Source organism: Mycobacterium asiaticum (assembly GCF_001673635.1).
Classification (GTDB): Bacteria; Actinomycetota; Actinomycetes; order Mycobacteriales; family Mycobacteriaceae; genus Mycobacterium; species Mycobacterium asiaticum_C.
The window spans coordinates 43,307-64,270 of the sequence record NZ_LZMH01000025.1 but is presented as its reverse complement, the minus strand read 5'-3'; the positions used below and the strand labels follow the sequence as shown (position 1 = coordinate 64,270).

The window sequence follows — 20,964 nt, the reverse complement described above, 5'->3', positions numbered from 1 at the left end:
GACCTGGCGTTGCACGGTGACGTCCAATGCCGAGGTGAGTTCGTCGGCGATCAGCAACCGCGGCCGACCTGCCAGTCCGATCGCGATCAGCGCCCGCTGACACATGCCGCCGGAAAGCTGGTGCGGGTACCGGCCGACCTGTCCTGCCGGGTCGGGCATGCCGACCTCGGCGAGCAACTCCAGCGTCCGTCGCCGCGCATCGCGCCCATTGGTATTGACCCGCAACGCTTCCCGGATCTGAAAGCCGACCTTCCACACGGGATTGAGGTTGGTCATCGGGTCCTGCGGTACGTAACCGATCTCCCGGCCCCGAAGCGACCGCAGCAGCCGCGCGTCTGCGCCGACGATGTCACGGCCGTCGAATACGATGCGGCCGCCGGTGATTTGGCCGCCGGGCGAGAGCAACCCGAGAATCGCGGCCGCCGTGGTGGACTTCCCCGATCCGGATTCGCCGACGATGGCCACGGTCTGACCGGGAAGGACGGTCAGGTCCACTCCGCGTACCGCGGGCTCGTCATTGCCGAACCTGACCTGCAAACCCTCGACCGACAGCAGCGGCCCCGAGACGCTCATGCCCGCCACGCCCGCGATGCCGCATCCAGTCGGTCCCGCAGCGCGTCTCCCAGCATCATGAAGGCCAGCACCGTAATCGCCAGTGCGCCCGCGGGATAGAACAAGATCGGCGAGCCGGCCCGCAACCTCATCTGCGCGACGTTGATGTCCCCGCCCCAGGACACCACCGACGTCGGAAGCCCCACCCCGAGGTAGGACAGTGTCGCCTCGGTGACGATGAAGACACCCAGCACGATGGTGGCCACCGCGATCACCGGACCGATGGCGTTGGGTAGCGCGTGGCGCACCAGGATCTGGAACGGACGCATCCCCAGCGCTCGGGCCGCCAGCACATAGTCGCTGCCCCGCACTTCGAGCACCGAGCTTCGGGCGATCCTGGCCAGTTGGGGCCAGCCGAACAGCGCCAGGATGGCGATCACCGTCCACACCGTACGGTGGCGCAGGACCTGCATCAGCACGATCGCGGCGAGCAGCAACGGCAGGCCGAAGAAGACGTCGGTGACTCGGGATACCAGCGCATCGATCCAGCCTCCATAGAAGCCGGCCAGGGCGCCCAGCACCCCGCCGACCACAAAGACGATCAGCGTCGCGCCCAGCCCGACGACGACCGAAGCCCGCGCTCCGTAGATGGTCCGGGCATAGATGTCGTGGCCCTGCAGGTCGGTGCCGAACCAGTGCCCTGCCGACGGCGGCAGCAGGCTTTGCGCCGGGTCCGCGTAGGTGGGGTCGACGCCGGTGAACAGGCCCGGGACTGCCGCGACAAGCAGGATCAGCAGGATCAACACGCCGGCCACCAGAAGTTTCAGACGTTCACGCATAACGGATCCGAGGGTCCAGCGCGGCGTAGAGCAGGTCGACCAGGAGATTGGTCACCAGATAGATCAGCACGAGCACCGTCACGATCGACACAACCGTCGGTGCCTCCTGCCGGGTGACCGCTTGATATAACACACCGCCGACACCGTGGATGTTGAAGATTCCTTCGGTCACGATCGCACCGCCCATCAGGGCCCCGAGATCGGCGCCGAGGAAGGTCACCACCGGTATCAGCGAGTTGCGCAGGATGTGCACCGTCACCACGCGCGGGCGCGACAACCCCTTTGCGGTCGCGGTGCGCACATAGTCGGCGTGCGCGTTGGCGGCCACCGCTGACCGGGTCAACCGCACCACATAGGCAAATGACACCAGCCCCAACACAATCCCGGGCAGCAGCAGCCGCCCGAAGGTTGCCCGGCCGCCCACCGTGACGGGCGCCAGCCCCAACCGGACCCCGAACACGAATTGCGCCAGGAAACCGAGCACGAAGATCGGGATGGCGATGATGATCAATCCCGTTACCAGCACCGTCGTATCGAAGATGCCGCCCTGGCGCAGCCCGGCGATCACACCGAACCCGATGCCCAGCACCGCTTCCACCACCAACGCGATCAGTGCCAGCCGGATTGTCACCGGAAAGGCATGGGCCAGAACGGCGCTGACCGGTAGACCGGAATACGCGCGTCCCAAGTCCCCGTGCAACAGGCCGCCCAGATAGCGCAGATACTGCACCAGGAACGGGTCGTCGAGGTGGTACTGGGCCCGCAGTTGCGCGGTCACCGCCGGGCTCAGCGGCCGGTCACCGGCGATCGCGGCCACCGGGTCCCCGGGCAACAGGAACACCATGCCGTAGATCAGCAGCGTGGCGCCCAGGAACACCGGCACCATCAGCGCGATCCGGCGCAACACGTACCAGCCCATCTCAGACCTTCTCCCCCTTGACGAGGTTCTCGTAGTCAGGCAGTCCGTTCCAGGTGGGCTTGACATTGCTGACCGAAGTGGACCATCCGATCACGCTGATGTAGTACCACAACGGCACGGTAGGCATGTCGCGCAACAGGATTCGCTGGGCGACGTTCACCAGCACATCGGCCGCGCGCAGATTGGGCGCCGCCTCGGCCGCGGCCAGCGCGGCGTCGAATTCCGGGCTGGAGTAACCCACATCGTTGGATCCGGCCCCGGTGACGTAGAGCGGCGCGAGAAATTCGATCATCGAGGGATAGTCACCGATCCACCCCGCGCGGAATGCAGTGTCGATGGTGCGATTGGTGATCTGGGTGCGAAACCCGGCGAAGGTGGGATGCGGTGCCCCGACCGCGTCGATGCTCAGGACATTCTTGATGCTGTTGGCTACCGCGTCCACCCACTCCTGGTGACCGCTGTCTGCGTTGTAGGCAATGGCGTATCGTCCGGTCCACGGCGAGATCGCGTTAGCCTGCGACCAAAGCTGCTGCGCCCGAGCTGGATTGAAGTCAAGCGCTTCGCTGCCTGCGATATTCGGGTCGAAGCCGGGCAGCGAGCTGGCGGTGAAGTCGCGGGCGGGAGTGCGGGTCTTGTTGAAGATCTGCTGACAAATCTGCGGCCGGTTGATGGCGGCGGAGATGGCCAGCCGGCGCAGTCGTCCCTCCTCGCCACCGAAATGCGGCAGCCGCAGCGGTGTGTCGAGCGATTGGCTGACGGCGACGGGTGCGCTGAGGGCATTGTCACCGAGGTCGCGTTTGTAGATGGTCAGCGCGCTCGACGGAATCGTGTCCAGCACATCGAGATTGCCGGACAGCAGGTCGGCGTAGGCCGTGTCGAGGTTGCCGTAGAACTCGAAGCGAAGCCCCTTGTTGCGCGGTTGGCGGTTGCCGCGGTAGTCGGGATTGGTCACCAGGTCGATCTTGACGTTGTGTTCCCACGCCGGCCCGTCCGGGCCGTCGGCCAGTTTGTAGGGACCGTTGCCGATCGGGTGTTGACCGAAGGCCGCCATGTCGCGAAATGCCGAGGGCGGCAAGGGATAAAACGCGCTGTGTCCCAGGCTCATCACGAAGTCGACGGTCGGCGCCTTGAGCCGGACGGTGAACTCGAGGTCGTTCACGACGTGCAGTCCGGGCATGGTGGTCGGCTTGCCGTCGCCGGGTGGGCCCGCCACCTCGTCGAACCCGGCGATCGGGCTGAAGAAATTCTGCTGCAGCTGGGCATTGGCGCTGTCAGCCCCGTAATTCCAGGCGTCGACGAAGGAATGAGCGGTGACCGGAGAACCATCGGTGAATTTCCATCCCGGTTTGAGCACGATCCGGTAGTTGACGTTGTCGGTGGTTTCGATGGACTTCGCCACCTCCGGTGACGGCTGGCCGGATGCGTCGTAAGACATCAGCCCGGCGAACACCCGGTCGAGGATGCGGCCGCCGTTGCTGTCGTTGGTACCGGTCGGGATCAGTGGATTGGGCGGTTCGGCGGCGTTGACCACCACTACGTCCGGGGTGAGCATGCCGCCGCCGCAGCCGGCCACCGGCACGACGGCCAGCGAGGCGGCCAACAGCAGGGCGGCCCACATCCGACGCATGACAGCGACCTTAATGTCGCGGACCGCCCGGTCGGCCTAACTCACACGGGCGGACGTCAACGCTTTAGTCTCGACAATGTGCCTGACGCCACCGCCGAACAGCCGTCGTCCTACCCTCCACCGGACCAGTTCGCCGAGCAGGCGAACGCCCGCCCTGAGTTGTATGAGCAGGCCGAGAAAGACCGCTTGGCGTTCTGGGCCGAGCAGGCCGAGCTGCTGTCCTGGGAGACGCCGCATACCGAGGTGCTGGATTGGTCCGACGCGCCATTCGCCAAATGGTTTGTCGGCGGCAAACTCAACGTCGCCTACAACTGCGTGGATCGGCACGTCGAAGCCGGCCACGGCGACCGGGTGGCCATCCACTGGGAGGGCGAGCCCGAAGGGCATCAGCGCACCTTCACCTACGCCGACTTGCAGAAGGAGGTCAGCAAGGCCGCCAACGCGCTAACCGACCTGGGCCTGGTCGCCGGCGACAGGGTGGCCATCTACCTCCCGCTGATCCCCGAGGCGGTGATCGCGATGCTGGCGTGCGCGCGATTGGGCGTGATGCACAGTGTTGTGTTCGGCGGTTTCACCGCGCACGCCCTGCAGTCCCGGATCGCGGATGCACAGGCCAAGCTGCTGATCACTGCCGACGGCCAGTTCCGGCGGGGCAAGCCCGCCCCGCTGAAGGAGGCCGCCGACGAAGGGGTGTCGGTTGCGGACAGCCCGGTCGAGCATGTGCTGGTGGTCCGGCGCACCGGTGTCGACGTGTCGTGGAACGACGACCGCGACCTGTGGTGGCACGAGGTGGTGGACTCGGCCTCGCCCGAGCACACCCCCGAGGCATTCGACTCCGAGCACCCCCTGTTCCTGCTGTACACGTCCGGCACCACCGGCAAGCCCAAGGGCATCGTGCATACCAGCGGCGGCTACCTGACGCAGTGCGTGTACACCATGCACGCGATCTTCGACGTCAAGCCCGACAGCGACGTCTTCTGGTGCACCGCGGACATCGGCTGGGTCACCGGACACACCTACGGCGTCTATGCCCCGCTGGCCAGCGGCATCACCGAAGTGCTCTACGAGGGGACGCCCAATACTCCCAGCGAGCACCGGCATTTCGAGATCATCGAAAGATACGGCGTGACAATCTATTACACGGCGCCGACGATGATCCGGACGTTCATGAAATGGGGCCGGGAGATCCCGGACGCCCACGACCTGTCCAGCTTGCGACTGCTGGGTTCGGTCGGCGAGATCATCAACCCCGAGGCGTGGCGCTGGTACCGCGATGTCATCGGCGCGGGCAACGTGCCCGTCGTCGACACCTGGTGGCAGACCGAGACCGGGGCTGCGATGATCTCGCCCCTGCCCGGCGTCAGCGCCGTCAAGCCCGGTTCCGCCATGTCAGCGCTACCGGGCATCTCGGCCAAAATCGTCGATGATCACGGCGACCCGCTGCCGCCCGATGAAGAGGGCGAAACCCACGTCACCGGCTACCTCGTACTGGACCAGCCGTGGCCGGCGATGCTGCGCGGCATCTGGGGCGACCCGGAGCGGTACCGCAAGACGTACTGGTCCAAATACTCCGAGAAGGGCTACTACTTCGCCGGGGACGGGGCCCGCTTCGATCCAGACGGTGACATCTGGGTATTGGGCCGCATCGACGACGTGATGAACGTGTCTGGGCACCGGATCTCCACGGCCGAGGTGGAGTCGGCGCTGGTCGGTCATTCCGGGGTGGCCGAGGCCGCCGTCGTCGGCGTCACCGACGAAACCACCGGGCAGGCCATCAGCGCGTTCGTCGTCCTGCGCAGCGACCACGACGCGACCGAGGGGACGGTCGACGAATTGCGCTCCCAGGTCGCGCGGGAAATCTCGCCCATTGCCAAGCCGCGCGAGATCCACATCGTGCCCGAACTGCCCAAGACCCGAAGCGGCAAGATCATGCGCCGGCTGCTGCGCGACGTCGCCGAGAACCGCGACCTGGGCGACACGTCGACACTGCTGGATCCCGACGTCTTCGACGCGATCCGAGAATCGAAGTAGCCGTCGGCTAAATCGGGACGAACCCCGACCCGGGACGGTTCTTGCCGTTGATGTCGGCCAGGGCGGCGTTGATCGACATCACCACGGCCGGCGTGTGCAGCGGAATGTACTTGGTGATGCATGACGGCAGGCTGTCGCTGAAGGCGCCGTGAATCATGCCCACCAGCAGGTTGTCCACCGTCACGGGTGCCCCGGAGTCACCGGGGCCACCGCAGACCTGCATCAGGATGCTGCCCGGGTCCTGGCCCGGTCCCCAGGTGACGCCGCACGAATTGCCGGTGGTGCGGCCCTGCTTACACGCCACCTGTCCGAAGGCCGGCTCCGGCCCGATGCCGTTGATGGCGAAGTTGTTGAAGTTGGCAACCGGCGTCACCTTGGCCGGATCGAACTTGATGACCGCGTAGTCCAGGCCGTCGTTGCCCGCGACCATGGTGCCCACCTGGCCGCGGTTCTCGGCACCCTCTGCCGCGACGGGGGCGCCGGGCCCCCCGCAGTGCGCGGAGCTGAAACCGATCAGGTCGCCGAACTTGTCGTGCCCTATCGCGGTCAGCGTGCACAGGGTGCCGGTGTTGACGACGATCCCCGCGCCGCCACCCAGCGGGACCTTGTCGTCGGCGCCGGCAGTGTTTGCGGGGAGAAACAGAAGACCCAGTAGTGCGGTTACGACGGCCGCACCTATGCCGCGATTGAGGCCGCGAAGCGCCTTCTGCAAAGTGGTACTCCCGTCAGATGGTCGAACCCCGAGCGGGGATCAAAAGGACGATGGGCCAGTCTAAAGGATCGCGGGCTGACATCCGCTGCCCGTTTCAAATGGCCGTGCACGTCAATTAACAGGTTGGTTCGGTGCCGTCGGGCCATGGTTCGGCTGGCCTCGTACAGCAACGGGTCACATGGCAACATGAACCGCGACGACGCGCACCAGTTGGGTTTGAAAGGGCGCTGAACGAAGGCGCGAAACGGAGAGGGACCGTCTGTGAGCAAACCTGATCGGAAGAACGGTGTGCCGAGCACGCTGACTTCGATTCCGTTGGCCGATCCACACGCCAGGACAGGCGACCCGTCGGTCGGCGAGCTGATCAAGGACGTGACGGCGCAGATGTCGACGCTGGTGCGCGCCGAGGTGGAACTTGCCCGCGCCGAGATCACCCGTGACGTCAAGAAGGGACTCACCGGCAGCGTCTTCTTCATCTCCGCGCTGGTGGTGCTCTTCTACTCGACGTTCTTCCTCTTCTTCTTCCTCGCCGAATTGCTCGACAACTGGCTGTGGCGCTGGGCCGCGTTCCTGATCGTGTTCGGGATCATGGTGGTGGTGACCGCGGTACTGGCAGTGCTCGGTTTCCTCAAGGTGCGCCGGATCCGCGGCCCGCAGAAGACGATCGAGTCGGTCAAAGAGGCGCGCACGGCATTCACTCCGGGCCACGACAAGTCCGGCTCCTCCAAGGCGCTGCCCGCCGACACCAAGCCGGCCACCGACCCCTCGGGTTGGTAAATGCCGGCTCCAGATCCGTCGGTGGTCCGCATCGACGGGCCGTGGCGCCATCTGGATGTGCACGCCAATGGCATCCGGTTCCACGTCGTCGAGGCACTCACGGACGACGCCGGACCGGGGGCAGGTCGGCCACTGGTCATGCTGCTGCACGGGTTCGGTTCGTTCTGGTGGTCCTGGCGGCATCAACTACGAGCCCTGACCGGGGCCAGGGTGGTCGCGGTCGACCTGCGCGGCTACGGCGGCACCGACAAACCACCCCGCGGCTACGACGGTTGGACACTGGCCGGTGACACGGCGGGACTCATTCGCGCACTGGGACATTCGTCCGCGACGCTGATCGGGCACGCGGACGGCGGGCTGGCCTGCTGGACCACCGCGTTGCTGCACTCCCGACTCGTGCGCGCCATTGCCGTGATCAGCTCGCCCCACCCCGCGGCGCTGCGACGATCCACCCTCAGCCGTCGTGACCAGAGCCGCGCACTCTTACCGACCCTGCTGCGCTATCAAGCGCCGCTGTGGCCGGAGCGGTTGCTGACCCGCAACGACGGCGCCGAGATCGAGCGTCTGGTCCGTGCCCGCAGTAGCGCCAAATGGTGTGCCACCGAAGACTTTTCGCAAACCGTCAGCCATCTGCGGCGGGCCATCCGGATCCCCGGGGCAGCGCACTGCGCACTCGAGTATCAGCGGTGGGCGGTGCGTAGCCAGCTGCGCTCCGAGGGGCACCGGTTCATCAAATCGACGACTCAGCAACTCGGCGTGCCGCTGCTTCACATTCGTGGCGACGTCGACCCGTACGTGCTGGCCGCGCCGGTCGAACGCACGCAGCGCTACGCGCCGCACGGCCGCTACATATCCGTCTCGGGCGCAGGGCATTTCAGCCACGAAGAGGCACCGCAGGAAATCAACCGGCACCTGACGCGGTTCCTCGACCAGGTGCACAGACCGCGGATCAGCTGACGCAAGCCCCGGTGTTCACCTGTTGGGTGGCACCGATCCGGGAGAGCTGGCCGGCCACCTCCTCGGCGGTCAGCACGAAGCCGGTGTCCGCGTCGTCGACGGCGGCGCCGAAGACCACACCGAGCACACGGCCGTCGAGGTCGATCAACGGTCCACCCGAATCGCCTTGTTCCACATTGGCTCTGATGGTGTAAACGTCGCGAGTGACCGGCTGCGGGCTGCGGTAGATGTCAGGACCGCTGAGCTTGATGGCTTCGCGGATTCGTGCCGGGGTGGCCGTGAAATTACCCCCACCCGGATAACCCAGCACCACCACGTCGGTGCCGGTCTTCGCCGGGCTGTCGTCGAACACCAGCGGCGCCGAGGGCAACCCGGGGACCGCCAGGATCGCGATGTCCACCGCGGGGTCGTAGGACACCACGGTGGCTTCGAACTGCTTGCCGCTGGACTGGATTGAGACACTGCTGGAACCCGCGACCACGTGGGCGTTGGTCATCACCCGCTCCGGCGAGATCACGAAGCCGCTGCCTTCGAGCACTTTCTGGCAGCTCGGCGCCAGGCTGCGGATCTTAACGACGCTGGGCGCGGCTGCCGCGACCACCGGGTTGTTGGCCAGCGCCGGGTCCGGCGAGGCGACCGGAATGACCGGGGTGCGGCTGAACGGCTCCAGCACCGCCGGCAGGCCGGACGTGTTCAGCAGCGCCGAAAGCCGTTTGGGTACCGACTTCAGCCAGGTGGGCGCCACCTCGTTCACCTCGGCCAGCACCCGTGAGCCGCGGACGGCGGCGGCCAGTTCGGGCTGGTCCTTGGACTGGGTCAGTGGCGTCGCCAGCAGCCACGCCGCGGTCAGCACCACCATCAGCTGTACACCGACGCCGATGATCGAGTCGACCATTCGGATCGGGCGGTTACGGATCGCCCCACGTACCGCCCGCCCCAGCACCACGCCGGCGACCTCGCCGACCACCACCAGCGCGAGGATCAGGAACAGCGCCGCGAACAGCTTGGCCCGGGGCGCGGCGATCTGGCTGACGATGTGCGGGGCCAGCAATACCCCGGCAACCGCGCCCAGCAGCACGCCGGCGAACGACAGCATCGAGCCCAGGGCGCCAGAACGCCAGCCGGAGATCGCGGCGATGAAGGCAACCGCCAATACGGCGATGTCCAGCCACTGCGACGGGTTCATCGAGTTCACAGCCCGCCCCGCAATCCGTCCGCGCTGCCCACGCGCACCATCGCGTCGTCCAGTTCACGGATGTCGTCGGTGTCCCAGGGCTGCGCCCAGCCGGCGACGTCGAGAACCGCAGAGATCACCTGGCCAGTGAAGCCCCACACCAGCATCTGGTTCAACAGAAACGCCGGTCCGGCCCAGCGGCGCCCCAGGGTGCCGCGGTACACCATCAGCCGATTGGCCGGGTTGATGAACGCGCGAACCGGAACGCGCGCCACCAGCGCCGTTTCGGCGTCGTTGACGACGTCCACCGGTCCGGGATCCGGCGAGTAGGCCAACACCGGCACCACGTGGAAGCGTGACGGCGCGATGAAGGTGCGTTCCATGGTCGCCAGCGGATGCAGCCTGGTCACGTCGATGCCGGTCTCCTCGCGCGCCTCGCGGAGGGCGGTCGCGACGGGGCCGGCGTCGCCCGGATCGGAGGCGCCGCCAGGGAAGGCGGCCTGGCCGGCGTGGTGGCGCAGGGTAGAGGCTCGCACCGTGAGTAGCAGGTCGGCGTCGTCGGGGACGCCGCCGCCGGCCGGCCCGGATTGTGGACCCGAGAAAAGCACCAGCACCGCGGCCTCGCGGCTGCCCTTGCTCAGCGCCGACACCGATTTCGCGGCGGTCACCATCGCCAGCACATCCGCCGGCAGTCGGCGCCGGTACGCATCGGGAATCTGGTCGAGGTTGTCGACGAGCGGGCGCAACCAGGCCGGGCCGGCGTCAGGCGTCAACGCGAACGTGTCCCGTTCGCGCGCGGCGCCCCCAGCACTCACCGGTACCTCACTTGCATGCATCGGCCCATCGACCGCCCCGATCGCTCACCCCGCCCCGTTTCCGACCGCCTCGGCGATCTCGTCGGCGCTGCCGAACGCCCGCGGCAGGGTCTGCGCAACGCTACCGTCCGGCCGCAGTACCACCGTCGCGGGCATCACGTTAACCACTCGCAGGGCGCCGGCGATTCGACGCCGGCCGTCCTGCAGCGTGGGTAACCGGACTCCGAGGTCGGCCAACCGCAGCAATGCGGCCGTCTCGTTCTCGTCCTGATGCACCGTCACCACCGTCACGTCGGATCCCACCCGACGTTGATACTCGGCCATCGCCGGCAGTTCGGCAGCGCAAGGCGCGCACCAATACGCCCAGAAGTTGAGCAGGACCCTGCGTCCGGCCAGCGCCCTGGCCACGTCGACCGGCGTGCCGTCCGCCGCACATTCCACGACGAGCCCCTGCAGGGCCGCCGCGCCCGGCAGCGCGCCCGCGCCGGGGCAGGGCGGCAGGCCGGCCCGCTGCCGGGGTGCGGCCAGCGCCTGCGGGGTGTCGGCGTCGCGGTGTTCGCGCGGCAACGGCGACTGGTTCGTCGTCTGAGGGGCCGCGTCGTCGTCGCGCAGTTGTGCTACCAGCGCCACGATCAGCGCGAGCACCACCGCCAGGACCGCAATGGTCCAGCGGGCCGTGCCGGAGAGCGCCTTCATCGCCGGCGCGGCTAGGCCTGTGGTTCGAGGCCGGCCAGCGCGAGCAGGTGATCGGTTTCCGGGCCCTGGACCAGGGCGGCGGCCAGCATCGGTTCGGTTGGACCCAGGCCGAAGGAGGGGCAGTCCTTCGCAAGCACGCAGACCCCGCAGGCCGGCTTGCGGGCGTGGCAGACCCGGCGGCCGTGGAAGATCACCCGGTGGCTGAGCAGCGTCCACTCCTTGCGCTCGATCAGTTCGCCGACGGCGTGCTCGACCTTGACCGGGTCCTCCTCGGCCGTCCAGCGCCAGCGTCGCACCAGCCGCCCGAAATGGGTGTCGACCGTGATGCCGGGGATGTCGAAGGCGTTGCCGAGGATGACGTTGGCGGTCTTGCGGCCGACGCCGGGCAGTGTCACCAGTTCGTCCATGGTTTTGGGCACCTCGCCGCCGAACCGCTCGACCAGCGCCTGCCCGAGGCCGATAAGCGAGGACGCCTTGTTGCGGTAGAAGCCGGTGGGCCGGATCAGGGCTTCCAGCTCTTCACGATCGGCCTGCGCGTAATCCAGTGCCGTGCGGTACTTCACGAACAACGCCGGCGTGGTCAGGTTCACCCGTTTGTCGGTGCTCTGCGCCGAGAGGATGGTGGCGACCGCGAGTTCGAGCGGCGTGGTGAAGTCCAGTTCGCAGTAGACGTGCGGAAACGCCTGCGCCAGTAGGCGGTTCATTCTGCGCGCCCGACGCACCAGACCGGTGCGGGTCTCGCCGGCGAAACGCTTGGCGACGGCACTCGCGACAGGGGTTTCAGCTGGTACCGGCTTCGATTTCGCACGTCCGGACGACTTGGCCGCTGTCACCTACGACAGAGTACTGATTTCGTGATCTGGCTGAGACCTTGTCCATGTTTACTCTTTCTGTGTTGTGGTTGCTGGTGGCCTGCATTCCCGGGTTGCTGATGCTGGCGACGCTCGGGCTCGGGCGGCTGGAAACGGCGCTTGCCTACGACACGGTGACGGCCGGCGACGTCGCGGAGTTTTTGGAGCAGGCCGGGCCGGTAGACGTTCGCACGCTGGCGCGCGAGGGCATGCCCGAGGCGCTGGAATATCTACACCGTCGCCAGGCCCAGGAATTGGCGGCCGTCCCGCCGCCCAAGGAGCTGACCGGCCGGCACCACGCCGATACGGTCTTTGCCACTGATGTGGTCGGCCGAATGGAAAAAGGTTTGCCGACCCGCGTCCGAATGCGGTCCCGCTCCAACACGCAATTTACGGTGACTCGACACATCAATCGTGTGTAGCGTTGGCAGGTCGCACCGATTGGCCTACCTTTAGACTCGTGTCGGCCGTCACACCTGACTGCCGGTAATCCTTCTTTGGAAAGTTGAAGAGGCAACGTGGACGAGATCCTGGCAAGGGCAGGAATCTTCCAAGGGGTTGAGCCTAGTGCCGTCGCCGCGCTGACCAAGCAATTACAGCCCGTCGATTTTCCCCGCGGTCATACAGTTTTTGCCGAAGGCGAACCGGGTGACCGGCTTTACATCATCGTCGCCGGCAAGGTGAAGATCGGCCGCCGGTCCCCGGACGGCCGGGAGAACCTGCTGACGATCATGGGTCCGTCGGACATGTTCGGCGAGCTGTCGATCTTCGACCCGGGCCCGCGCACGTCCAGCGCGACCACGATCACCGAGGTCAGAGCGGTTTCGATGGACCGCGATGCGCTGCGTGCGTGGATCGCCGACCGTCCGGAGATCGCCGAGCAGTTGCTGCGGGTGCTCGCCCGACGACTGCGCCGCACCAACAACAACCTGGCCGACCTGATCTTCACCGACGTGCCCGGCCGGGTGGCCAAGCAGCTGCTTCAGCTCGCTCAGCGGTTCGGCACCCAGGAGGGCGGGGCGATGCGGGTCACCCACGACCTGACCCAGGAGGAGATCGCTCAGCTGGTCGGCGCGTCCCGGGAGACGGTGAACAAGGCCCTGGCCGACTTTGCCCACCGCGGCTGGATCCGGCTCGAGGGCAAGAGTGTGCTGATCTCGGACTCCGAACGCTTGGCGCGCCGCGCGAGGTAAGCGCGGCTTGACGCCGACCTTCACGAACCGAACGTGGCTGCGGTTTTTGGCCGGAGATTTCGCGGTGTGGTTTGGTTCGGGGAGGTATACGCGAAGCGCGGGCGACGTCTCCAACATCTGAGTTCGCCGAATCCACGCCTACTGTGGCTGCAGAGCGGGTACCGACAGGTGGAAACCTCGAAGGCAGCTTGCAGAAGGTGGCTTACGTAGCGAATGAATGTCCCCACCTGGGTTTGGGCCCTGACCATGCTCGCCATCGCGGGCCTGCTGGCGTTCGATTTCTTCTTTCATGTCCGCAAGGCGCATACCCCCAAACTGCGGGAGGCCGCCGTCTGGTCGGCGCTGTACGTCGGCATCGCCTTGCTGTTCGGCGTCGGCGTACTGGTATTCGCCGGTAGTGACGTCGGCTCGGAGTATTTCGCCGGATACGTCACCGAGAAGGCGCTGTCCGTCGACAACTTGTTCGTCTTCCTGGTGATCATCGCCAGCTTCCGGGTACCGCGCGAAGACCAGCAGAAAGTGCTGTTGTTCGGCATCACGTTCGCGCTGATCGCCCGCACCGGCTTCATCTTCCTCGGTGCCGCCCTGATCAACGCGTTCGCCTGGATCTTCTACCTGTTCGGATTGATCCTGTTGCTTACGGCCGGGAGCATCCTCAAGAAGGACGACGACGACTCCCGCAAAGCCGACAACTTCGTGATCCGGGGGGCGAAAAAGGTCATCCGCACCACCGAGCACTACGACGGGGACAAGCTGTTCACCAAGGTCGACGGCAAGCGGGCGATGACACCGATGCTGTTGGTGATGGTCGCCCTCGGCGGCACCGACATCCTGTTCGCGCTCGACTCGATTCCCGCGATCTTCGGTCTCACCCAGCACGTCTACATCGTCTTCACCGCCACGGCGTTCTCGCTGCTGGGCCTACGGCAGCTGTACTTCCTGATCGACGGTTTGCTGGACCGGCTCGTTTACCTGTCCTACGGATTGGCGACCATCCTGGGCTTCATCGGTGTGAAGCTGATCCTGCATGCCCTGCACGAGAACAACGTTCCGTTCGTCAATGACGGGGAGCCGGTGCGGGTGGCCGAGATCAGCACCACGCTCTCGCTGGTGGTGATCATCGGTGTGTTGCTGGTGACGGTCATCGCGTCGCTGCTCAGCAAGCGCGGCAAGGCGGAGACGGCGATCGCCAATGCCCGCCGGCACGCAACCGCCTACCTGGACTCGGAATACACCCATGACCCCGACGAACGCGAACGCATCTTCAAGAAGCTGCTCGCCGAACGCGACCAGATCATGGCGCTCGGCCCCAAGTATCAGCAGAAGGTCCGCGGTGAGCCGGCCCTGATCGAGTTGCTCGAACGCGCCGCGGACAGCCACGACGAGGCGGTGGATCGCGGGGAAGCCGAGCAGTTCACCCGCAAGGGGCTGACCTAGTGAGCCCGGTGATGCGCCGTGTTTGATTCGCTGCTCGACGCGCTCGGGCACTCTTGGTGGGCGTATCCGCTTATCTTCGGGTTCTGCACCCTCGACGCCGTCCTGCCGATGTTGCCGAGCGAGACGATACTGCTCACGGGCGGCATCTTGGCCGCCGACCACTCGATGATCTTGGCCGGGGTGATCGCGATGGGCGCGCTCGGCGGGTTCGCCGGCGACAACATCGCCTACCGCATCGGCCATTCCGCCGAGGACTGGGCCCGGCGCTGGATCACCCGGGGCGAACGAGGTCAGCGCGGCCTGGCCTGGGCGGAGCGACAGTTGGAGCGGCACGGCGGCTCCGTGGTGGTCGTGGCGAGATTCCTCCCCGGCGGGCGCACGGCGACCACCATCGCCTGTGGGGTGCTGGAATTTCCGTATCGCCAGTTCGTGATGTACGACGCGATCGGCGCTTTGCTGTGGGCGACCGTCAACACCCTGATCGGCTTCGTCGGCGGGCACGCCTTCGAAGACCGACCGCTGCTGGCGTTCGCAGTCTCGTTCTTCGTGGCGCTGGCGATGGGCGGAGGCATCGAACTGGTCCGGTGGCTGCGCAGACGAGCGAAGGAGCGGCAAGCCGCGGACACTCCGGTCGGTACTTAGCCGGCTACCCTTCGCGCTCTTCCGGCGTGTCGTCCGGGGGACGAACGTCCCCGCTTCGCCGGCGCACCGACTTGGCGATGGCGTGCCCCGACGACGGCGAGCTCAGCACCATAAAAACGATGCCCAGCGCAGCGAAGGTGATGATGGTCGCGTTCTCGGTGGCGATCGAGGAAGCGAGCACGGCGATCACTCCGGGGCCGGTGGCCAGCCCCTGAGCGTGTAGCTGGCTGTTGGTGTCAGGCAGGCGCAGGACCCCGTAAACACTGATCGTGAATAGCACCAGGCCCGTGACCAGCAGAACGCCGCCCAAAACGTCAAGCACCACAGAAATCACTCGAACGGCCCTCCCGAGCCCAGATAGCGGGCGGCCGCGACCGTGGCGACGAAGGACAGCAGCGCCAGCGCCACCGCCGCATCCAGGTAATAGGGCTGGTGGTGGTAGTAGCTCAGCAACGCCAGCAACGACACCACCAGTGCGGCCAGCAGATCCAACGCGAGAACGCGCTGGACCACGTCGCGTGCGCGCAGCAGCACCAATCCGCCGGCCACCAGCAGCAGCGTGTTCCAGATCAGGCCGGTGACGAACAGGAAATTCAGGATGCCGGTCACGGGAACACGCTCCGCTGTGCGCGCCGGTATGAGGCGGCTTGGGCACGTCGTACGGCGTCCGGATCGCGTGCATCGAGAACGTGCAGGAGCAATTCACCCGTCTTGTCGTCGACGTCGACGACGACGCTGTCCGGTGACAGCCCGACCCGGATCGCCCACGCCGTGGCCGAGGTGGGGATATTCGGCTCGATCGGTACGGTGACCAGGCCGGGCGTCATTGGCCGCAGACCAAGGCAGTATTGGGCCACGTGCCAACTCCCCCGGCCCATGTCGACCGCGGTGAAGAAGATGAGCCCGGGCAGCCCGGCGAGCCGGCGCAGTACCGACGTTCCCGGCGGGCGCCCCGGACGCGCATCGCGGCCGCCGATGGCGCCGCCGAGCCCGAGGATCAGCGACGCCAGTACCAATCCGAGGACGATGTCGCCTGGCTTCAGGCTCGTCAGTGCCAGCAGGTATACGGCGGTGAGGGTGGCCACGCGGGCCAGTGCGGCGGTCATCCCAACCTCCCGGTGAGCGCATTGGCGGCGTCCTGGCTAAGCACCAACAATGGCTCGGCCCACACCCCGATGGACAGGACCAGCACCGCAAGGGCCCCGACGAACAGTCGCGGCGGCAGCGGGCTGAGGCCGGCAACGGCGTGACCATCGGTCCGGACTTCGGAGACCCAGAACTTGCGCTGATAGATCTGAAACATGTAGACCAGCGATAACACGCTGCCCACCACCAGCACCACCAGCAACGCAGGGTCGTGGACGGCGATGGCGGCCCGGAACAGCTCGAGCTTGGCGATGAAACCTGCGGCCGGCGGTACGCCGGCGACACTGAACGCCCCGATCACGAAGGCCGCGGCCACCAGGGGTCCACGCAGCCCCGCGGCCAGGAACAGCAATCCCTTGTTCAGCGCGTTGACCACGCTGTAGACCACCGCCGCGGACAACCCGATCGGGCCACCGACGCTGAGGGCGACGAGCACATAACCGACCTGTCCGATGGCCGAGTACGCCAGCGTCTCGGCATCGTCCCCCCGGGATACCGCGAGCACGCCGCCGTACAGGATCGACGCCACCCCTAGCAGCACCAAAGCTGTTGCAGCAAAACGTAATTCGTCGGAGAACAGCCCGGCACCGAAACGCAACAGGCCGTAACTGCCGATGTTGGCCACCGCGCCGCTGAGGATCGCGGCCACGGCGGGACGGGTTCCGGCGTAGACCGTTGGCAACCAGAAGTGGAACGGGAACAGCCCGAGTTTGACGCTGAACGCGACGAAGAATCCGACGGCCACCAGCATCGCCGCGTTGGCACCGACCGCGTTGATTCGCTCCGCGACATCAGCCATCGCCAAAGCGCCGGTGATCCGGTAGGTGCCGGCCACGGACAGCAGGAAGACGAACGAGCCGAGCAGGTTGACCGAGGCGAAGATCAGCGCCGCCCGCAGTTGTCGGGGTCGTTGACCGTAGGTGGTCAGCGCATAGGAGGCCGTCATCGCTATCTCGAAGAAGACGTAGAAATTGAACACGTCACCGGTCAAAAACAGCCCATTCAGTCCCGCGGCGAGCAGCACCACCAGGCCGGGGAAGGTACGGGTATGCGTGCCGCACACGGCCTCGTTGGCCAGGGCCGCGATGAGCACCACCAGCGATACCAGCCCGAAAACGCCACCTAGCGCGTCGGCGTGCAGCACGATGCCGATCCCGGCCGGCCAGCCACCGGTCACCACCTGCTGCGGGCCCTCGCGCACCACCTGAATGGTGAGGACCAGCAACACCACGAGGGTCGCGATCAGCGCTGTCACACCAAGCCAGGCGACCCCTCGCCGCCGGCCGTCGAGGGCGATCAGCACCGCGCCGGCAGCCCAGGGCACCAGCAGCGCCAGCGACAAGGCCATCACGTCATCTCGTTTCGGTCCAGCTGCTCGTCGTGCTTGAGGCTCTCCTCGTGCTCGGCCTCCTGCGCGGCCAACTCACTGCGCCGCACGGTGCCGAACACCACGACCACGCGATGCACCAGGGCAAGCAACAGCGCCAGCGTGGCCAGGCCGATGACCAGCGCGGTCAGAACCAGCGCCTGAGGCACCGGGTCGCTGACCGGGCCACCCGTCCCCGGGCCGATCGGTGCTTTCCCTCGCGTCATGCTGGCCCCGATCAGCGCAACGACGGCGCACTGCGAGATCAACGCGACACCGACCACAATGCGGATCAAGTCGTGCTGCAACAGCAAATAGGCGCCGGCACCGAACAAGACGGCCGCGGTGACCGCGAAGGCGAGGTTCACCGCGCATCCTGATTCTCGGTGCGGTCGACGTCGCGCTCCTCGATCTCTCGGTCGGGGTCAGGGTCGGGGTCGGGGTCCGGATCGGCGAGCTGATGCAACAGCATGGTCAGCACCCCGATGACCAGCAGGAAAATCCCGATGTCGAACAGCAGGGGGGTGAACAACTCCAGCGAACCGAAGTGCGCGACCGGCTCGCCGGCCGCCGGGCGATGGCTGAACAATGGTTCGTTCCACAGCAAGGGGAAGAAGCCTACCGCCAATGACAGCAGCAAACCGCCGACCGCGAGCCACGGCGAGTACCGAAGAATCGGCAGGGTCCGCTCGGCGGTTCGGGCACCAAGGCCGATGTAGCGCAGCGCGATAGCGAGGGCAACGACAACGCCCGCACCGAAGCCGTCCCCGGTGTCCCGGTAGCCCTTGACGATCAACGCCGCCGCCACCATCAGGCTCGGGCCCAACAACACCTGGGAGACGACCCGCACCACCAGGTCGCGACGCCTCACCACAGCTTGCCCTTACGTAGCAGTGCAGCCACGCCGACGACCGCGACCAGCAGGACGGTGATCTCGGCGAGGGTGTCCAGGCCGCGGAAGTCGGTGATGATCACCGTGACCGCGTCCTGGCCGTGCGCGCTGGGGGTACGGCGCAGGTACTCCTCGGATACGCTCGGCGCCGCGCTCGGGGCCGACAGGAACCCCCAGACCGTGACGAAGGCCGCCAGCCCGGCCAGGCCTCCGGCGGCCAGGTTGCGCTGGTGGCGCCGCGGCCTACCCGGCTCCGGGCCGCCCGCGCGGACTTCGAGCTCTCCGGCCGGTCCAGGCCGCGGCAGCCGTGCCAGCGCGCCGATGAAGACCAGGGTGATCATCGTCTCGACCACCACGGCCACCAGCGCAATGTCCGGCGCACCGAACAGCGCGTACACGCCGGCCAGACCGAAGCCGACCACCGACAGCGCCAGCACCATGCCCACCCGTGCCGAGGCCCGGGCAACGGCCAGTGTCGCGATGATGACCAGGCCCAGCAGCGGCAGGATCAGCCAATCCACATCGCCGATCGAGCCGATGGAATATGCCCCCCGGATCGGCGTGAGGACGAACACCAGCCCGGTCAACAGCCCGGCCGGAACCAGCACCGCGGCGACACTGCTACGCAGGTCACGTACCTCGCGGTCGTGGATTGCCGCCGACAGCCGGGACAGTGCCCGCAGGCTCCTGGTGTAGATCCGCAGCGGTCCGAACCGGTCGCCCACCCGCATCCATGCCCGGGACAAGACGTCGCGCACCCGCGGCAACGCCAGCAGCGCCGCACCCAGCGTCCACGCGCACAACGCCATCACGTTGCCCGCGCGCACGTCGAAGTGATAGCCGGGCGTCAGACTCATCGGTGAGGCGTTGGTGACGCTGCCCGCGTCGGCGGCGAGCCGGCTGAACAGCTGCGGCATCAGGCCACCTGCTACGCCGACTCCGGCCAGCACCACCACGGGCCAGGTCAGGACGCGAGGGATCCGATGCGGCTCGGTGCGCGTCGGCCCCAGAAACAGCAACACCCAAAAGCGTCCGATGTAGGCCAGGGTCAGGGCGGCGGCCACCACCGCACCCACGGTGAGCAACCCCCCGGCACCGGCCGCCGCTTCGAAGTAGAGCTCGTCCTTGAAGAATCCCACCGTCAGCGGCAATCCGGCGAGGTTGGCCGCGGCAAGCGCGGCGGCCACCGCCAGCACCGGTCGGCGCCGGCCCAGCCCGCCGAGGCGGGACAACCGGTCCTCACCGGTCGCCATGGTGGCCGCACCCGCCGTCATGAACAGCGCGCTCTTGGCCACCCCGTGCGCCAGGACGTAGAACGCCGCCGCACCCGCCGCCAGTCGTCCGCCGATGCCGTAAAGCATCACCACGTAGCCGTACTGGGAGATCGTCGAGTAGGCGAGCACCTGCTTCAGCACGTCCTGGCCCAGCGCGCTGATGCCGCCGACGACGACCGAAGCCGCCCCGATGACCAGCACCGCGGTCAGCACGGGCCGGCTGTGCATCAACAACGGGTGTACCCGGCCGAGGACCAGCACGCCCGCGGCGACCATGGCCGCCGAGTGCAGGTACGCCGAAACCGGGGTCGGTGCCGCCATCGCCTTGGGCAGCCAGAAATGTAACGGCACTTGCGCGCTCTTGGCCAGCGCTGCCACCGCGATCAGTGCCGCCGCGGCCGTCGTCGTGGGACCCGAATCGACCCGCTCGATCAGCACCGGCAGCGAGAACGTGTGGTAGTGCGCGTACAGCAACAGGGCCCCGATGAGCAGGGCGACAGCGCTGGCCACCGTGATCAGCAACGCCATCAGCGCCGCCCGGCGCGCGGGCGCCTCGTCCTTGTCGAAGGCGATCAAAAAGTACGAGCAGATCGCGGTGACGTCGAAGAAGACAAAAAGCAGAATCAGATCCTGGGCCGTCGCCAGCCCCACCATCGACGCCGCGAACAACACCATCCACGGCCAGAACCGCCACCGCTGCCGCGCCGGCCGATGCTGATGGGCGAGGTGCAGCGAGAGGTAGCCGGTGCCGTACGCGAATACCAGCGCGCCGATGCCACACGCCAGCATCGAGTACAGAGCGGCCAGCCCGTCGTAGGTGAAACGCAGGTGCATGTCCAGGCTGGGCACCCAGGGCAGCGTCGCGCTGCCGCCTCCGCTGCGCCAGCCCGCCCAACACACCCCGAAGCCGACCAGCGCAAACGCGGCCGACGACCAGCCCTGCCAGTCCGCGGACAGCCTTCGGCTCGGCTCGCCGGAAACGTCGGCGTCGGAGATTTTGGCCACGAAGACTCCTCGTCGGGGTGCGGTGTCCGCACGCTCCAACGTATGTGGTTACCGACGTG

23 protein-coding genes are annotated in these 20,964 nt (G+C 67.0%); 7 read left to right on the top strand and 16 right to left on the bottom strand.

Features of this window, described 5'->3' with window-relative positions; genetic code table 11:
* From A5645_RS06790 to A5645_RS06775, 4 genes are all read right to left on the bottom strand, one after another.
* Positions 1-573, bottom strand: a 573-nt coding sequence (locus tag A5645_RS06790) for an ABC transporter ATP-binding protein (protein WP_155767879.1), incomplete at its 3' end; no start/stop codon positions are given.
* Positions 570-1,391 carry an ABC transporter permease gene (locus tag A5645_RS06785; RefSeq protein WP_065036331.1) on the bottom strand — a complete coding sequence of 274 codons (822 nt, stop codon included), beginning with the start codon at positions 1,389-1,391 and terminating at the stop codon, positions 570-572. The genes A5645_RS06785 and A5645_RS06790, both read right to left, overlap by 4 nt.
* A complete protein-coding gene (locus A5645_RS06780; protein WP_065036332.1) occupies positions 1,384-2,310 on the bottom strand; it encodes an ABC transporter permease in 927 nt (308 codons plus the stop codon). Before A5645_RS06780 ends, A5645_RS06785 begins: the two co-directional genes overlap by 8 nt.
* Position 2,311: 1 nt before the next feature.
* Complete coding sequence (locus A5645_RS06775; RefSeq protein ID WP_065036333.1) at positions 2,312-3,937, bottom strand: peptide ABC transporter substrate-binding protein; 1,626 nt, start codon at positions 3,935-3,937, stop codon at positions 2,312-2,314.
* 78 nt (positions 3,938-4,015) lie between these two features.
* On the opposite strand from A5645_RS06775, the gene acs reads away from it, so the two are divergent.
* Positions 4,016-5,968, top strand: a complete 1,953-nt coding sequence (gene acs, locus A5645_RS06770; RefSeq protein ID WP_065036334.1) for an acetate--CoA ligase — start codon at positions 4,016-4,018, stop codon at positions 5,966-5,968.
* Between the two features lie 7 nt (positions 5,969-5,975).
* On the opposite strand, the gene A5645_RS06765 is transcribed toward acs, so the two are convergent.
* On the bottom strand, positions 5,976-6,647 hold the full coding sequence (locus A5645_RS06765; RefSeq protein WP_065036352.1) for a chymotrypsin family serine protease: 672 nt from the start codon (positions 6,645-6,647) through the stop codon (positions 5,976-5,978).
* A 294-nt stretch (positions 6,648-6,941) separates the two neighbouring features.
* Here A5645_RS06765 and A5645_RS06760 point away from each other — a divergent pair, with 294 nt between their 5' ends.
* Positions 6,942-7,457: a phage holin family protein gene (locus A5645_RS06760; RefSeq protein WP_065036335.1), complete on the top strand. Its 516-nt coding sequence runs from the start codon at positions 6,942-6,944 to the stop codon at positions 7,455-7,457.
* Complete coding sequence (locus A5645_RS06755; protein WP_065036336.1) at positions 7,458-8,414, top strand: alpha/beta fold hydrolase; 957 nt, start codon at positions 7,458-7,460, stop codon at positions 8,412-8,414.
* On the opposite strand, the gene marP is transcribed toward A5645_RS06755, so the two are convergent.
* The 4 genes from marP to nth are packed head-to-tail and all read right to left on the bottom strand — an operon-like array spanning position 8,407 to position 11,803.
* Complete coding sequence (gene marP, locus A5645_RS06750; RefSeq protein ID WP_065036337.1) at positions 8,407-9,600, bottom strand: acid resistance serine protease MarP; 1,194 nt, start codon at positions 9,598-9,600, stop codon at positions 8,407-8,409. The two genes, A5645_RS06755 and marP, sit on opposite strands and share 8 nt — an antisense overlap.
* Positions 9,601-9,605: 5 nt before the next feature.
* Positions 9,606-10,424, bottom strand: coding sequence for an NUDIX hydrolase (locus tag A5645_RS06745; protein ID WP_065036338.1), 819 nt, complete (start codon positions 10,422-10,424; stop codon positions 9,606-9,608).
* Positions 10,425-10,448: 24 nt separating this feature from the next.
* Complete coding sequence (locus tag A5645_RS06740; protein ID WP_065036339.1) at positions 10,449-11,099, bottom strand: TlpA family protein disulfide reductase; 651 nt, start codon at positions 11,097-11,099, stop codon at positions 10,449-10,451.
* 11 nt (positions 11,100-11,110) lie between these two features.
* On the bottom strand, positions 11,111-11,803 hold the full coding sequence (nth, locus tag A5645_RS06735) for an endonuclease III (protein ID WP_155767882.1): 693 nt from the start codon (positions 11,801-11,803) through the stop codon (positions 11,111-11,113).
* Positions 11,804-11,976: 173 nt separating this feature from the next.
* On the opposite strand from nth, the gene A5645_RS06730 reads away from it, so the two are divergent.
* From A5645_RS06730 to A5645_RS06715, 4 genes are all read left to right on the top strand, one after another.
* Positions 11,977-12,372, top strand: coding sequence for a hypothetical protein (locus A5645_RS06730; RefSeq protein ID WP_081288202.1), 396 nt, complete (start codon positions 11,977-11,979; stop codon positions 12,370-12,372).
* Between the two features lie 96 nt (positions 12,373-12,468).
* Complete coding sequence (gene crp, locus A5645_RS06725) at positions 12,469-13,143, top strand: cAMP-activated global transcriptional regulator CRP (RefSeq protein WP_036362963.1); 675 nt, start codon at positions 12,469-12,471, stop codon at positions 13,141-13,143.
* A 213-nt stretch (positions 13,144-13,356) separates the two neighbouring features.
* A complete protein-coding gene (locus A5645_RS06720; protein ID WP_065128985.1) occupies positions 13,357-14,580 on the top strand; it encodes a TerC family protein in 1,224 nt (407 codons plus the stop codon).
* Positions 14,581-14,598: 18 nt separating this feature from the next.
* A complete protein-coding gene (locus tag A5645_RS06715) occupies positions 14,599-15,222 on the top strand; it encodes a DedA family protein (RefSeq protein ID WP_065036343.1) in 624 nt (207 codons plus the stop codon).
* Positions 15,223-15,226: 4 nt separating this feature from the next.
* Here the strand turns inward: A5645_RS06715 and A5645_RS06710 are convergent, their stop codons facing one another.
* From A5645_RS06710 to mbhE, 7 genes are read right to left on the bottom strand one after another with little or no spacing between them, the layout of a single operon-like run.
* Positions 15,227-15,547, bottom strand: coding sequence for a cation:proton antiporter (locus A5645_RS06710; RefSeq protein ID WP_216638292.1), 321 nt, complete (start codon positions 15,545-15,547; stop codon positions 15,227-15,229).
* A 5-nt stretch (positions 15,548-15,552) separates the two neighbouring features.
* Complete coding sequence (locus A5645_RS06705) at positions 15,553-15,831, bottom strand: monovalent cation/H+ antiporter complex subunit F (protein ID WP_196773049.1); 279 nt, start codon at positions 15,829-15,831, stop codon at positions 15,553-15,555.
* On the bottom strand, positions 15,828-16,328 hold the full coding sequence (locus A5645_RS06700; protein ID WP_065128984.1) for a Na+/H+ antiporter subunit E: 501 nt from the start codon (positions 16,326-16,328) through the stop codon (positions 15,828-15,830). Before A5645_RS06700 ends, A5645_RS06705 begins: the two co-directional genes overlap by 4 nt.
* Positions 16,325-17,716 carry a complex I subunit 5 family protein gene (locus A5645_RS06695; protein ID WP_065128983.1) on the bottom strand — a complete coding sequence of 464 codons (1,392 nt, stop codon included), beginning with the start codon at positions 17,714-17,716 and terminating at the stop codon, positions 16,325-16,327. The genes A5645_RS06700 and A5645_RS06695 overlap by 4 nt, the downstream gene beginning before the upstream one ends.
* Complete coding sequence (locus tag A5645_RS06690) at positions 17,716-18,102, bottom strand: sodium:proton antiporter (protein ID WP_065036347.1); 387 nt, start codon at positions 18,100-18,102, stop codon at positions 17,716-17,718. Before A5645_RS06690 ends, A5645_RS06695 begins: the two co-directional genes overlap by 1 nt.
* Positions 18,099-18,605: an MnhB domain-containing protein gene (locus A5645_RS06685; RefSeq protein WP_155767878.1), complete on the bottom strand. Its 507-nt coding sequence runs from the start codon at positions 18,603-18,605 to the stop codon at positions 18,099-18,101. Before A5645_RS06685 ends, A5645_RS06690 begins: the two co-directional genes overlap by 4 nt.
* The gene (gene mbhE, locus A5645_RS06680) at positions 18,602-20,905 is read right to left on the bottom strand and encodes a hydrogen gas-evolving membrane-bound hydrogenase subunit E (RefSeq protein ID WP_065128982.1); all 2,304 of its coding nucleotides are present in this window, start codon (positions 20,903-20,905) and stop codon (positions 18,602-18,604) included. The genes A5645_RS06685 and mbhE overlap by 4 nt, the downstream gene beginning before the upstream one ends.
* Positions 20,906-20,964 lie beyond the last annotated feature (59 nt).

What these genes read in the sequence shown, in the direction of transcription:
- nth (WP_155767882.1), bottom strand. Translation starts at nt 11,803, where the DNA reads ATGAACCGCCTACTGGCGCAGGCGTTTCCGCACGTCTACTGCGAACTG.
- A5645_RS06775 (WP_065036333.1), bottom strand. Translation starts at nt 3,937, where the DNA reads ATGCGTCGGATGTGGGCCGCCCTGCTGTTGGCCGCCTCGCTGGCCGTC.
- A5645_RS06740 (WP_065036339.1), bottom strand. Translation starts at nt 11,099, where the DNA reads ATGAAGGCGCTCTCCGGCACGGCCCGCTGGACCATTGCGGTCCTGGCG.
- A5645_RS06755 (WP_065036336.1), top strand. Translation starts at nt 7,458, where the DNA reads ATGCCGGCTCCAGATCCGTCGGTGGTCCGCATCGACGGGCCGTGGCGC.
- A5645_RS06785 (WP_065036331.1), bottom strand. Translation starts at nt 1,391, where the DNA reads ATGCGTGAACGTCTGAAACTTCTGGTGGCCGGCGTGTTGATCCTGCTG.
- A5645_RS06720 (WP_065128985.1), top strand. Translation starts at nt 13,357, where the DNA reads ATGAATGTCCCCACCTGGGTTTGGGCCCTGACCATGCTCGCCATCGCG.
- A5645_RS06730 (WP_081288202.1), top strand. Translation starts at nt 11,977, where the DNA reads ATGTTTACTCTTTCTGTGTTGTGGTTGCTGGTGGCCTGCATTCCCGGG.
- A5645_RS06780 (WP_065036332.1), bottom strand. Translation starts at nt 2,310, where the DNA reads ATGGGCTGGTACGTGTTGCGCCGGATCGCGCTGATGGTGCCGGTGTTC.
- A5645_RS06745 (WP_065036338.1), bottom strand. Translation starts at nt 10,424, where the DNA reads ATGCATGCAAGTGAGGTACCGGTGAGTGCTGGGGGCGCCGCGCGCGAA.
- A5645_RS06700 (WP_065128984.1), bottom strand. Translation starts at nt 16,328, where the DNA reads ATGACCGCCGCACTGGCCCGCGTGGCCACCCTCACCGCCGTATACCTG.
- marP (WP_065036337.1), bottom strand. Translation starts at nt 9,600, where the DNA reads ATGAACCCGTCGCAGTGGCTGGACATCGCCGTATTGGCGGTTGCCTTC.
- A5645_RS06695 (WP_065128983.1), bottom strand. Translation starts at nt 17,716, where the DNA reads ATGGCCTTGTCGCTGGCGCTGCTGGTGCCCTGGGCTGCCGGCGCGGTG.